The following is a 12,317-nucleotide window of genomic DNA, read 5'->3' on the forward strand; positions in this document are numbered from 1 at the left end:
CCGACGCACCCGCCTGATTCCGGGCGTCAGGCACAGGCCCGCGCCATGACCTCTTCGAGCACCGCGCAGGTCCGCGCGATCTCACCCTCGGTCAGCGTCGGATGACAGAGGAACATCAGGCTGGTGTCGCCCAGCTCGCGGGCAACGGGAAGTGGCGCTGCGGGGCGCCAGCCGGTGCCGTCGAAGGCCTTCTCGCGGTACACCTCCGAGCAGGAGCCCGAGAAACACGGCACCCCGGCGGCATTGATCTCGGCCATGATGCGGTCGCGATCCCAGCCCGCTGCCAGGCGTTCTGGCTCGACGAAGACGTAGCACTTGTAGGCGGCATGGTCGCAGTGCGGCGGCACCTCAGGCACGCGCAGGCCGGGGCAGCCGGCTGCCGCCCGCCAGATACGCTGCGCATTCGCCCGGCGCGCCGCATGCCATTGCGGCATGCGCCCGAGCTGGATACGCCCGATGGCGGCCTGCATCTCGGTAAGCCGCCAGTTGGTGCCGAAGCTCTCGTGCAGCCAGCGGAAGCCGGGCGGGTGCTCGCGCTCGTACACCGCCTCCCAACTCTTGCCGTGGTCCTTGAAGGCCCACATGCGACGCCACAGCTGGGCGTCGCTGGTGGTGACCATGCCGCCCTCGCCGCCGGTGGTCATGATCTTGTCCTGGCAGAACGACCAGCAGCCGACGTGGCCGATGCTGCCCACGCTGCGACTGCGGTAGCGCGCCCCGTGGGCCTGGGCGCAATCCTCGATCACATGGAGCCCGTGGCGCTCGGCCAGCGCCATGAGCGCATCCATCTCGCAAGGCCAGCCGGCCAGGTGCACGGCGACGATCGCCCGGGTGCGCGGCGTGATCTTCTCGGCCACGCTCTCGGCGGTGACGTTCTGCGAGTCGCGGTCGACGTCGGCGAAGACCGGCGTGGCCCCGGAGGTGACGATGCTCGACGCCGAGGCCAGGAAGGTGCGCGAGGTGACGATCACCTCCTCGGCGGGGTCCGCGCCGATGCCGAGCCCACGCAGGGCGAGGTCGAGGGCGACGCTGCCGTTGGCCACGGCGATGGCGTACTCGCTGCCGGCAAAGCGGGCGAATTCGCGCTCGAATTCGCGACACTCATCGCCGGTCCAGTAGTTGACCCGGTTGGAGAGCAGCACGCGCGCCACCGCATCGGCTTCCTCAGGCGTGAAGGCGGGCCAGGGAGAAAAAGGTCCGTTGAGCATCATGATCTTCCTTGCGGTGAAATCAGGTCGAAGCGCAGCACGTTCGACCCACTGGGAGGCGTGTCGTCGTCGTCCTGAGCCGACGCCAGCGGGCGTGCCGGCACGCCGGCCACCACCTGGTTGCCATCGATGTCGGAGACCACGGCCGCCCCGGCGCCGACCATCACGGCCTCGCCGATCGCCACGCCCTGACGCACCACGGCGCCGGCGCCGATCCAGCTGGTGCGACCGATCTCCACGTCGCCGGCCACGTTGGCGCCCGGCGCGACGTGCACACAGGCGCCCAGGCGGCAGTCATGATCCACGGTGGCGGCGGAATTGACGATGGTGCCCATGCCGAGCTCGGCAAAGGCATTGATGATCGCCCCCGCCATGACCACGCATCCCGGGCCGAGACGGGCCATCGGACTGACCGTGGCTCGCGGATGCACCAGCGAGACGATCCTGGCACCCTGCGTCAGCAGGGCATCGAGCTTGGCCTCGCGGATGGCGTTATGGCCGATCGCCACCACCACCCCCTCGAAGTTGGGCAGGTCGTTGAGCAGCATCGGCAGCGTGCCTTTTATCTCCCAGTGCTCGTGACGCGTCCTCTCCGGCCAGGCATCGTCGTAGAAGACCAGATCCCGCCAGCCGGCGTGGAGGGCGATATCCGCCACCACCTTGCCGTGGCCGCTGGCGCCGAGAATGGCGAGACGATGACGATTACTCATGAGGATGGCCTCCACGGAACCTCGGCATGGCGACATCGCCGTCATGGGCGATGCCTTCGCGAACCAGCACTTTCTTCACCGTCAGCAGCAGGATGCGCAGGTCGAGCCACAGCGAGCGGTGGTCGACGTACCACACGTCAAGCTCGAACTTCTGCTCCCAGGAGAGCGCGTTGCGGCCGTTGACCTGGGCCCAGCCGGTCACGCCCGGGCGCACCTCGTGGCGCCGCGCCTGGCGCGGCGTGTAGAGCGGCAGGTACTCCATCAGCAGTGGACGCGGACCGACCAGGCTCATGTCGCCCTTGAGCACGTTCCACAGCTCCGGCAGCTCGTCGAGGCTGGCCGCGCGCAGCCGCTGGCCCAGAGGGGTCAGGCGCGCCGCATCGGGCAGCGGATTGCCGTCGCGGTCGACGGCATCGCGCATGGTGCGAAACTTGATCATCTCGAACGGACGCCCGCGCCGCCCCGGCCTTGTCTGGCGGAACAGCACCGGCGAGCCGAGCCTCAGCCTCACCAGCACGGCCACCACGAGCAGCACAGGCGAGAGCAGCATCAGCGCCACCAGGGAGAGCACGATATCGAACAGTCGCTTCATTGCCTCTCATCCATTACGTCGTTCATGATCCCGGCCAGGCGCTCGGCCAGGATCCGGTAGTCGTAGACGGCTTCCACATGGGCCCGACCCGCCCGCCCCATGCGGGCGCGCTCATCGGGCGGCAGCGCCGCCAGCCGCTTGATCGCCTCGGCCAGGGCCAGCGGATCCTCGGGCGGGACGGTGATGCCGGCCCCCGCCTCGGCCACCGGATCGTTGACCGCCGCCGAGGCGATGATCACGGGACGCGCCGCGGCCATGTAGTCGAACAGCTTGTTCATGCTGATGCCGAAGCGATATAGCCGCGGCAGGTCGCGCACCGTGATGACGAAGGCGTCGGCCTCGCTGGCCAGCGCCGGGATCTCGCGCTTGGGTACCGGCGGCTCGAAGCGTACCCAGCGCCCGTCGAGCCCGAGGCCGCTGGCCTGGCGCATCAGCTCGCGCTTGCCCGGCCCGTCGCCGATCAGGCGCAGTTGCACCGGTACCTCGCCGGCGCGGCTGTCGACCTTGACGATCGCCATGGCCTCCAGCAGGTCCGCGAGCCCGTTGGCCTCGCCGTGGCTGCCGAAGTACATCAGCGACAGCGGCATCTCGGGCGGCCGCGGCGCGGGCGCATCGGGTTCGGGGAACGCGGCCAGGTCGACCCCGTTGGAGAGCCACACCACGCGCTCCTCCGGCACGCCCAGCGGGGCGATGTAGTCCACCGCCCGCGGCAGCAGGGTGAGCACACGACGCGCCCGGCGGTAGAGGAAGGTCTCGAGCCGGCGCATCGCCCGGGTCAATGCCGCGCCCTCCCGCAGCCGGCCCATGTCGATCAGGGTCTGCGGCCACAGGTCGCGCACCTCGAACACGAACGGCACGCGGTGGCGTCGCGCCAGCCACCAGCCGGCAAGGGCCGCGAACGGATGCACGCTCGAACCGACGATCAGGTCGGGACGCTCGAGCTCGGCCAGGCGCGTCGGCCGCATCGCCTGCCAGGCGTACTCCAGCATGTTCTTCATGCGCCCGCCCCCGTTACCGCGGTAGCTCGAGGTGCGCAGCCACAGGAAATTCACGCCGTCGATGGTCTCCAGCCGCCAGGGCTCGCCCTTCTCCAGGCGCTGCTCGCCGCTGGGGTGGTCGACGCTGGAGGCAATCAAGGTGGCGTGCCAGCCGTGTGCCGGCAGGTGCCGGGCGAGCTGGAAGTGACGGGCCCCGCCGGCCGCGTCGGGGTGCTTGGCATAGTGATTCAGGATCCAGACGTGTCTCATGGGAGCCTCGGTCAGCGGGCAAGGGCGCGATAGGTGTCCAGCAGCTTGCGTTCCTCCTGCTGCCAGTTGTAGCGCTCGACCACGGCCCGCTGGCCGTTCTGGCCCATCTCGCGGGCGCGCTCGGGGTGGCTCACGATGTACTCGATCGCCTCGGCGATGGCCTCCGGGTCGAGGGGGTCGACGCACAGCCCGCAGTCGCTGCCCTCGACGATCTCCCGCCACAGCGGGAAATCGGAGGCGATCACCGGTAGCCCGGCGCTCATGTACTCGAACATCTTCACCGGCAAGGCATCGAGGTAGTTGATGATGGGGTGAAGCGTGACCAGGCCGGCGACCGAACCGGCCATGACTCGGCGGACCCCGGCGCGATCGAGGTAGCCGTGCGCCTCGACCCGCGCCCAGCCGGCGTAGGTCATCACCTCCTGCTCCAGGGCCAGCGTCTTGAAGTCGCCGGCGAGCTGCAGCCGGCAATCGTGGCCGACCCCCTCCATCGCGCGGATGATCTCGCGAATGCCGCGCACCTCGGCGATGCCGCCGACGTAGCACACCGACTGGGATTCGCCCGGACTCGCGGCCAGGCGCGCATCGAGCGCCCCGTCGAGCTCGCCGAGCATGGGGAAGTTGTTGACGTCCACCACCCGGGGGTGGAACTCGCCGAAACGATCGCGGATGTAGGGGGTCGCCGCCACGATGGCATCGAAGCGACGGCAGGCCCGCCGCTGATAGGCTTCGACCCCGCGCGACAGCACGTGCCGCGTGAACTTGCCGAGATAGTGCTTGGCCAGCATCTGGCGCGGCAGATCCTCGTGGGCATCGTAGACCACGCGCTTGCCCAGCCGCTTGAGCCGCTGCCCCACCGGCATCAACTCAGGGTCGTGCAGATGGTAGAGATCGGCATCCAGCCGCCTGGCCTGATCAAAGACACGCTGCGTCGTCTTCAAGATACGGTTGAGGCGCCCGGGCAGTTGCCCGACGTCGACGATGACGACCCCGTCGCGCTCCTCGTCGCCCTCGCCGTCGGCGACGACCAGCGTCACCGGGTAGCCGCCGGCGGCCAGCGACCGGCACTGCTTGTGGAAGATCCGCGTGTCATAGCGCGGATGGGCGGAGGTCAGGTGTACCACTTTCATTATCGTTGCGTCCTTGTAAATCCCTTGCAGCGTCGTGCTGCCCCGGTTCGTCATCGTGGCGGCCGAGCGTGCCGGCGTACCCCATGTCATCCGCGTCGCGCTCCCGGCGGGAGGCGACGAGGGCGTTGGCGAAGGCGCCCCAGCCGAGCGCCGGCAGTGGCCAGAACACCGGCTTGGCCAGCACCATCAGCAGCAGGCAAACGAAGTTGACGGAGAAGGCGAAGACCCATCTGCCGCCGCGATCGCCGAGCAGGATCAGGCGGTAGGCGGCGCCGACGAAGGCAAACAGCGTCAGGCCGAGGTAGAGGGCAAAGCCCAGCAGCCCGTAGTTGACCCAGGCGGAGAGCATGCTGTGGGCATAGCCGCCGGTCACTTGCGCCGAGGCGATATGCCCGCCGAAGCGGCCCAGCAGCGGGCTCTCGAGGATCTGCGCCACGGCACGCTGCCCGAGGTTCTGGCGCGCCAGCCAGGAACTGGTCCCCGACAGGTCGAAGATCTGCAGCTGGCGGCTGCCGGCCAGCGCCTCGAACTGGCTCACCACCAGCGCCATGAGCACCCCGACGACCGCCAGCAGCGTCAGCATGTACTTGACGCTCATGCCTGCCCACAGCAGCAGCAGCAGCCCCGAGAGCGCGAGGAAGGCATACAGCTCCGAGCGCGCGCCCAGCACGAACATGACGAAGGCGCCGAGCACGATCAGCACGGCGCGTACCACCGCGCGCTCGCTGACGGCGATCAGAAACAGCAGCAGCACCAGAGCGCTGCGGGCATAGCCCTGGTAGGTGGAGACGCTGTCCCCCGCCTCGGCCTCGACCTCTAGCATGCGGCGGGCGAAAAACATCCACTGGCCGGTGGTGGCCACGTGGAACGCCAGATAGCCGGCAATGAGCACGAAGGCGATCCAGAAGGCCCGCGCCAGTCGCGGCGAGTCGAGCGGGATGCGGTAGCCCAGCACGAACAGCACCAGCCACAGCACCAGCGTCTCGACGGTCTGGATCAGCGCCGCCTGCATCACGCTGCCCCCGATCAGGCCGTAGTTGACCGCCGACCACAGCAGCACGTAGACGAAGAAGCACAGCGTGACCAGCGCGTAGCCGCGGGATGCGGTCAGCAGCAGGTAGAGCTGGGACGGCAGCAGCGCGCAGTAGACGATGAACATCAACACCGACACCACCCCGAACAGGCCGCCCAGCACCGCCGGGATCACCCCCATCGCCACCAGCGTGTGATAGAGAATGAAGCCCGGGAAAAGCACGAAGAAGCCGATGGCCGAGGCGCGCGTCGTCAGCGCATCACCGGACAGGACCATGCCGATACCCCTGCGCTCAATCGGCCAGCACGCGCTCGTAGAGCTCGCGCTGGGCAGACGTGGTCAGTTCCGAGTTGTGCCACAGCAGGGTGAAAACCCCGCCCATGGCGCGACAGCGCGCCTTGAGCCTGCTGAAGCATGCGAAGGCCTCCTCCCCGGTGCCGAGCCCGAGGTAGAGCGGCGAGATCACCGACGCCTCCATGGCGATCAGCGGCCGGATGCGCAGCGCCAGCGGCTCCCCCTTGACCGGGTCGAACGCCGGATACTCGAAGCAGGTGCCGCAGCGGAATCCGGGCGCTTCGGCGTAGCCCAGGGTTGTGTCGTAATCCAGCCCGGCCTGGGTGTAGCCCTGCAGCGTCAGCGGCATCTGCCAGCGCAGGTAGTGCATGCGCCCGCCCCACTGCGCCTGCTCGATGCCCTCCTCGGCACAGACCCGGCGCAGGCGCATGGCCTCGTTGGCCAGCTCCTTGGGGTTGCGGAAGGTGTGGTAGCTGGGGTGCAGGCCGATCTCGTGGCCGCGCTCGTGAAGGCGCCGCATCAACTCGCGCATCGCCGGGTGCTCCGGTTCGTAGTCGGCATCCTTGCGCGGGTCGGTGCGGCCGCAGATAAAGTAGAAAGCGCTGCTCAGGCCGTGGGACTCGGAGACGTCCATCAGCCAGTCGAAGGTGTTGAGCGGATCCAGCGGATGCAGCCGGCGGCGGGTGCTCAGGCGGACCCACGGCCCCACCACCAGCGCCTGAGGGCGGCGATGCAGCAGCGCATCGCCCAGCATGGCCCGGGCCAGCTTGACGTCGCGGGCAAAGCCATAGCGGCTGGGGCGATCGACGTCGTGGGACGGGCGCTGGGTGAACGCATGCCGGCGCAGCTGCAGCCATGGCCACTGGCGCTGGATCATCTGGCCCAGCACCGCCAGCCATTCGTCGACCACGGGCCGGTCCAGGTAACCGTGACGGCCGGCATGGGAGGCACTGGCGGGGAAGCGACAGTGCCGGTCGAGCACCTGGGCGTCGACCTCCTCCTGCCGCGACAGCATCCAGTAGGTCAGGCCGAGAATGTCGTAGTGAATCGCCAGCCCGCCCGACATCGGCTCGACCAGCGGCCGCGGCAGGCTGGCGGCGCCCGGGGCCGGCAGCGGCGAGTCGAGCGGCGCACTGAAGCCTTCGGCCGCGGCATCCCACTGGCAGTGCGGCAGGTCCCCGCCGGCCAGGTAGAAGCCCGGCTGCAGGCGGTCGAACAGCAGCTGTCCCGGCGCGTCGGCGTGGCGCAGATAGAGCCGCTCCGGGCCGTCGCGCTCCAGGTGCAGCGGCACCCCGAAGCGTTCCAGCAGGATCTGCTCCAGCCAGGCCAGTACCGGCTCGCCCGAGGTGACGCCCGACGAGACCACGGACAGGTTACCCGTCACGCAGGACGGTTTCAGCGAGGCGTTCGGCCGCGCCGGGGAATTCCGATCGTAAAGTGCAGTCATGTCATTCACTTGGATTCCCTCTTCATCAGTGTACGGGCCGTGACGTATGCCTCACGGGCCAGCTGGCGGATGCCGCGCTGGCTGATCGTGTAGTGGCACACCAGTCGCCCGCCCCATGCCTCTTTCATCTCCGCCACCGGCGCGATGTTGGCACCGATGAAGTCGAAGACCGTGCATCCCTGGCGCTCGAAGAAATCGAGCGCCTCCTCGGCGACCAGGTTGTTGACGCCGTCCTTCATGGCCTCGGTCTTCATGCCCGCCGACCAGGCCAGCGCATGGCCGCCCGGCACGAAGAGGCACACCCGGGTGCCCATGGCTTCGCCCTCGGCGTTGCGCGCCAGGAAGCAGACGAAGTGCTCCGGGCCCATCAGCTCGGCCAGCCGCGAGAGCTCCGCGGCATCGAGGCGATAGTCGAAGCCCTTGCGCGCCTCCGGGCCCGCCAGGCAGTCGGCCACCGCGGCGTACTCCTCGGTGACCTCGCAGCGGTAGCCAAGCCGGCGGCACTTGCGCGCCTTCTTGCGCGCGCTCGGGTCGATGGCGTCTTCGCGCGTGGCGATGTCCAGGTGGTAGGTGAAGCGCGGCCGTGCCGCCATGTTGGCCCACTCGAACGGGCGCACGTCGTCCGCCACCGAGGAGAGGCTGAGGCTGCCGCCGAACTCGCACTGCTGCAGGTACTCGGCCAGCCGGGTCAGGGCCAGGCGCTTGCGCCGATTGCGCGAGGCGGGCCGCTCGCTGGCACACTGGAACGCGATGGGCAGGTGGGGATTGCGCGGCGGCGTCACCAGGCGCCCCTGGTGGTTGCGGTAGAGCACGGTATCGAGCCGCCAACCGTCGCCCTTGTCGGGCGTGAAGGACAGCGGCTCGGCCGTCAGTCCCCAGCGCTGCTCGTTGAAGCGGATCCATCCGGGATGGAACAGCGGGTCGTTGTTCATGGTACGGCTTTCCTTTCCGTCTCCGGGGTCGGAGGCTGCGGTTCGCGACCCTGCGTCGTGTCATCGCGGTAGTCGTCGTCGAAATCGCAGACCAGGTAGTAGCGCTGCTCGCCGCTGACCGGGTCCTGGTAACGCTCGGCGATGTGAAAACCGAGACGCAGGCTGGGCTTGAGCGAGGCGACGTTGTCCGCCGAGATGCGCGAGGAGTAGCCACGCACCCCGTTGGCACGGAAATGCAGGATGGCCGTGCGGCGCAGCTCGGTGGCGAGCCCGCGCCCACGGTGGGCGGGGTGAACGCCGCTGAAGCTCGAATGCACCCGATCCTCGCGAAGGTCGCGGCGACTGAAGCCGTAGAAGGCCGCCCCCACCACGCGACCGTTGATGTCCAGGGCGACCACGCCGAGGCGGTTGCCCGCCAGGCGGTACAGCCAGCGCCGGGGCAGGTCGAGCGGCTGGCCGTCGTGCAGCTCGGCATACAGCGCCAGGGCGCCGGGCAGGTGCGGGCGTCGCATGGCGCACAGCCGGTAGCCGTCGTGATGGCGCAGCGGCACGGTGGCGAACCCCCTGGTACGGCGCAGGTTACGTGCGATCAGCGCGGCCGCTTCGAAGGCGACCCGCAGGTGTCGACTCGCTGCGTTGGCATTCATGATCAGCAAAACCTCTCGAGGAACAGTTGCGCCGCCACGCCGTTGTGCGAGTAGCCCTGCGAGCGCAGGCGCTCGAGGGTCTCGGGCGGGAAGCGCCCGGTGGATGCCAGGGTGTTGCCCCGGGCCAGGCCCGGCAGCAGCCGCTTGGCCAAGCGCTTGACCCGCGCACCGGGGCCGCGGCGAAAGGCCGCCAGACGGCTCAGGCGGGCGCGCAGGCTCTGGCGGGATCGATGCGCGGCGTTGCCCAGCGGCGCCTGGTGGCCGCTGACCTCGGCAAACAGGGCCTCGACGAAGCTGACATAGCCGGCACGGCACTCCAGCCAGTGGTACGGCACCGTCTGCCACAGCGCCATGAAGTCGCGGTCGTAGAGCGGCATCCACCAGTCGTGGCCGAAGAACTCGAAGCTGCGCACCGAGTTGACGATGAACTTGGCCTGGCGCTCCTGCCAGCCGAACTGCACGAACTGGCGAATGAACTCGTCGGGCTCCAGCGCCTCGTCCAGCGGATAGTCGAGGGCTAGGCGCGGCAGCACACGATCGTGGAACAGCGCCTCGCCCTCCTCGCTGGCGTTGAGCGTGAAATGCCGCTGACGCAGGGCCTCGCCCAGCGCGTCCGCCGGCATTTGGCGGTCTTCTCGCCTGGCCTCGAACGCGCTCGACGGTACGAAACCGGTCACGCAGCAGTGACCAGGCACGAACAGCGACCCCGGCTCGACCTCGCCCCGTTCCGTCAGCGACTTGACCGCCAGCCAGTCCTGCATGTTGGCGATGGCGTTCCAGCCCGAGGCCCAACGCTGGTAGCGCCAGTACGCCTCGCTCTCGGCGACGCGACCCCATGCCTGCTGGCTGTACTCGACGAAGGTCCACGGCAACCCCAGGGCGCCGGCCACCTCGCGGCTCACCCTGGCCTCCTGGTTGTCGCGGTAGCCGTAGGCGTAGGCCAGCATGCGCGGATACTGGCGGCGCGCCAGCAGCGTGGCGATCAGGCGCGAGTCATAGCCGCCGCTGAGCGGCACCACGATCTGGCGCCCGTCGGCCGTCGCGATCAGCCGGTCGCACGCCGCCTCGAGTACCTCCTCGAGCCGCGCCAGGCACGAACTCTCGTCATGCCCCGACTCGGCGCAATGGCGAAAGCGATAGTAGCGTTCCAGGGAGAGGCTCAGGCCCGGCTCAGTCGTGTTCACGACTAGCGCCTCTCCGGCGCGCAGCTGCTTGACACGGCGAAACAGCGTGTCGCGGCCGGTGACGTAGCCGGCCAGCTCGAAGTCGGCCCTGGCCTCGTCGTCGACCCGATCCTCGCCGACCTGCTGGCGCACCCAGTCGGCATCGTCGCTGAGATAGCAGGCGTCGCCGCGGATGCCGTAGAACAGCGGAATCGAGCGCACCCGATCCACCACGGCCACCAGGCCGTCCTGCGCGTCTCGCACCAGCGCGTGAAAGCCGTTGAGCTCGCCCAGGCGCCTGCGCCAGGCCTCGACGTCCCCGGTCGGCTCCAGCCGCTCCAGGGCGGCATCGGGCGACAGCTCCCGCCCGTCGAGCCAGACGCGGCCGCAGACATGGCCACGCCCGTCCGGCAGCCTGCCTGGCTGCCAGCGCGAGGAAGCGAAGTGACAATGTATCGAACTCATTGATAGGCCCTTCGGAACAGGAGGAAATAGCGCAATCCCACCAGCGCGGCGCAAAGCAGCAGCGCCACGCTCCACGGCAGCCACGCGGGGGCCAGCCAGCCGGCGGCGAGCAGCGGCGCCAGCAGCACCAGCCCCCACCCCAGCGCCGTGAGAGTGGCCGTCGCCAGCACCCGCGGCGGGTTGTCGGTCAGCCGGGCGATCCAGACCAGAAAGCCGATCCAGCAGGCGGCGCTGCCCAGCGAGAACAGCGCCACCGTCAGCAGCAGGTCATCGCGGGCGGCGCCAATGGCGATGGCCGCCACGCGCACGCCGAGCAACAGCGCCTGGAAGATCAACCCCTGCCCCTGGCGCTCCAGCACCGAGAACAGATGGCTCAGCGGCGAGGTGATGAACACCAGGTAGAGCCAGGGCGCCATCCAGCGTGCGAATTCGCCGGCCTCGCGCCAGCGCTCGCCGAAGACCAGGGCGAACAGCTCCGGGCCGATCGCCATCAGCACGAGCACCGGCGGCATGGCGAGCTGCGCCAGCGTGGCGTGCACCTTGGCCACCAGCGGGCCCAGTTCGCCCTGCCGATGGGCCTCGGCGGCGCTGGCGAAGAACACCTTGCCCACGGCTTCGCCGATCAGCGTCATGGGCATCGCCAGCACGCGGTGCGCCAGCGCATAGAGCCCGGCCGCCACGGGGCTGAACAGCGCGGCGAAGAGCAGCGGCGGAAGCTGCTTGCCGAGGGTGTTGAACAGCCCCGACCAGGAGGAGAGCAGCGGGAATTTGCGGTAGCGGCACGCCGCCGCCCACATCCCTGCCGCCGTGACCTGCTGCTCGCCGACGGCGCGCAGCGCCGGGCGCGCCAGCGCCAGGGTACCGGCGCCCTGCCCCGCGGCATGGCCGAGCAGCAGGCCACCGCCGCCCAGCGGGCTCGCCACGAGCTGGATCGCCAGCAGCGCCAGCGACTGCTTGATCCGCGTCGAGGCCAGCGCGGCGAACGCACGCGTGCGCACCGCCCAGTGACTGACCGCCTGGTAGCCCCCGGCTGCGGCCACGCCCAGCGGCAGCAGCCACAGCCAGGCGCTCAGCGAGGGCACGCCCAGCGCCGTGGCCAGCGCCCGCCCCCCGAGCAGCACCAGCAGCAGCGCGACCAGGGTGGTCACGGCCACGACCGTCAGGCTCAGTGCCAGCACCTCGGCCGCCTCGCGCTCCGTTTCCGGCAGCGGGATGGCCAGCTGGTAGCGGCCGCTGGCCACTACGGTGAACAGCGCCAGCAGGCCGCCGTAGACCGCCAGCAGGCCGAAGTCCTCCGGCGCATACAGCCGGGTCAACAGCGGCGCCGCGGCGATGGTCAGCAGCTGCGCCCCCGCCGTGCCCCCCACCAGCACGCTGACCCCGCGGGCGAAGGCGTGGGTCGGCAGCAGGCGTCTTGCCGGTATGACGAGCCGATTCAGCACGTGATGT

At 69.6% G+C, this 12,317-nt stretch carries 11 protein-coding genes; all 11 read right to left on the reverse strand.

The genetic code is table 11. The features are described 5' to 3' along the window. Positions 1 to 26: 26 nt before the first annotated feature. The 11 genes from HNO51_RS10975 to HNO51_RS11025 are packed head-to-tail and all read right to left on the reverse strand — an operon-like array spanning position 27 to position 12,310. Entirely contained in the window at positions 27 to 1,208 is a 1,182-nt protein-coding gene (locus HNO51_RS10975; RefSeq protein ID WP_209539214.1) for a DegT/DnrJ/EryC1/StrS family aminotransferase, read from the reverse strand. Beyond that, positions 1,208 to 1,918 carry an acetyltransferase gene (locus HNO51_RS10980; RefSeq protein WP_197447406.1) on the reverse strand — a complete coding sequence of 237 codons (711 nt, stop codon included), beginning with the start codon at positions 1,916 to 1,918 and terminating at the stop codon, positions 1,208 to 1,210. Before HNO51_RS10980 ends, HNO51_RS10975 begins: the two co-directional genes overlap by 1 nt. Then, positions 1,911 to 2,510, reverse strand: coding sequence for a sugar transferase (locus HNO51_RS10985; RefSeq protein WP_197447407.1), 600 nt, complete (start codon positions 2,508 to 2,510; stop codon positions 1,911 to 1,913). Before HNO51_RS10985 ends, HNO51_RS10980 begins: the two co-directional genes overlap by 8 nt. After that, positions 2,507 to 3,757: a glycosyltransferase family 4 protein gene (locus HNO51_RS10990; protein ID WP_209537436.1), complete on the reverse strand. Its 1,251-nt coding sequence runs from the start codon at positions 3,755 to 3,757 to the stop codon at positions 2,507 to 2,509. The genes HNO51_RS10985 and HNO51_RS10990 overlap by 4 nt, the downstream gene beginning before the upstream one ends. Before the next feature lie 11 nt (positions 3,758 to 3,768). Then, entirely contained in the window at positions 3,769 to 4,887 is a 1,119-nt protein-coding gene (locus HNO51_RS10995) for a glycosyltransferase family 4 protein (RefSeq protein WP_197447409.1), read from the reverse strand. Beyond that, the gene (locus tag HNO51_RS11000; protein ID WP_197447410.1) at positions 4,847 to 6,196 is read right to left on the reverse strand and encodes a hypothetical protein; all 1,350 of its coding nucleotides are present in this window, start codon (positions 6,194 to 6,196) and stop codon (positions 4,847 to 4,849) included. Before HNO51_RS11000 ends, HNO51_RS10995 begins: the two co-directional genes overlap by 41 nt. Positions 6,197 to 6,212: 16 nt before the next feature. After that, positions 6,213 to 7,661, reverse strand: a complete 1,449-nt coding sequence (locus HNO51_RS11005; RefSeq protein ID WP_234283487.1) for a polysaccharide deacetylase family protein — start codon at positions 7,659 to 7,661, stop codon at positions 6,213 to 6,215. A 5-nt stretch (positions 7,662 to 7,666) separates the two neighbouring features. Further along, on the reverse strand, positions 7,667 to 8,593 hold the full coding sequence (locus HNO51_RS11010) for a GNAT family N-acetyltransferase (RefSeq protein ID WP_197447412.1): 927 nt from the start codon (positions 8,591 to 8,593) through the stop codon (positions 7,667 to 7,669). Then, the gene (locus HNO51_RS11015; RefSeq protein WP_197447413.1) at positions 8,590 to 9,240 is read right to left on the reverse strand and encodes a GNAT family N-acetyltransferase; all 651 of its coding nucleotides are present in this window, start codon (positions 9,238 to 9,240) and stop codon (positions 8,590 to 8,592) included. The genes HNO51_RS11010 and HNO51_RS11015 overlap by 4 nt, the downstream gene beginning before the upstream one ends. Positions 9,241 to 9,242: 2 nt before the next feature. After that, positions 9,243 to 10,868 (reverse strand): asparagine synthase-related protein, encoded by a 1,626-nt coding sequence (locus HNO51_RS11020; RefSeq protein ID WP_197447414.1) that lies wholly within the window; start codon positions 10,866 to 10,868, stop codon positions 9,243 to 9,245. After that, positions 10,865 to 12,310, reverse strand: a complete 1,446-nt coding sequence (locus HNO51_RS11025) for a lipopolysaccharide biosynthesis protein (RefSeq protein WP_197447415.1) — start codon at positions 12,308 to 12,310, stop codon at positions 10,865 to 10,867. Before HNO51_RS11025 ends, HNO51_RS11020 begins: the two co-directional genes overlap by 4 nt. Between the last annotated feature and the right edge of the window lie 7 nt (positions 12,311 to 12,317).

The sequence above is a fragment of the Billgrantia sulfidoxydans genome (genome assembly GCF_017868775.1).
In the GTDB taxonomy this organism is placed as follows: Bacteria; Pseudomonadota; Gammaproteobacteria; order Pseudomonadales; family Halomonadaceae; genus Halomonas; species Halomonas sulfidoxydans.

What these genes read in the sequence shown, in the direction of transcription:
- HNO51_RS10975 (WP_209539214.1), bottom strand. Translation starts at nt 1,208, where the DNA reads ATGCTCAACGGACCTTTTTCTCCCTGGCCCGCCTTCACGCCTGAGGAA.
- HNO51_RS10980 (WP_197447406.1), bottom strand. Translation starts at nt 1,918, where the DNA reads ATGAGTAATCGTCATCGTCTCGCCATTCTCGGCGCCAGCGGCCACGGC.
- HNO51_RS10985 (WP_197447407.1), bottom strand. Translation starts at nt 2,510, where the DNA reads ATGAAGCGACTGTTCGATATCGTGCTCTCCCTGGTGGCGCTGATGCTG.
- HNO51_RS10990 (WP_209537436.1), bottom strand. Translation starts at nt 3,757, where the DNA reads ATGAGACACGTCTGGATCCTGAATCACTATGCCAAGCACCCCGACGCG.
- HNO51_RS10995 (WP_197447409.1), bottom strand. Translation starts at nt 4,887, where the DNA reads ATGAAAGTGGTACACCTGACCTCCGCCCATCCGCGCTATGACACGCGG.
- HNO51_RS11000 (WP_197447410.1), bottom strand. Translation starts at nt 6,196, where the DNA reads ATGGTCCTGTCCGGTGATGCGCTGACGACGCGCGCCTCGGCCATCGGC.
- HNO51_RS11005 (WP_234283487.1), bottom strand. Translation starts at nt 7,661, where the DNA reads ATGACTGCACTTTACGATCGGAATTCCCCGGCGCGGCCGAACGCCTCG.
- HNO51_RS11010 (WP_197447412.1), bottom strand. Translation starts at nt 8,593, where the DNA reads ATGAACAACGACCCGCTGTTCCATCCCGGATGGATCCGCTTCAACGAG.
- HNO51_RS11015 (WP_197447413.1), bottom strand. Translation starts at nt 9,240, where the DNA reads ATGAATGCCAACGCAGCGAGTCGACACCTGCGGGTCGCCTTCGAAGCG.
- HNO51_RS11020 (WP_197447414.1), bottom strand. Translation starts at nt 10,868, where the DNA reads ATGAGTTCGATACATTGTCACTTCGCTTCCTCGCGCTGGCAGCCAGGC.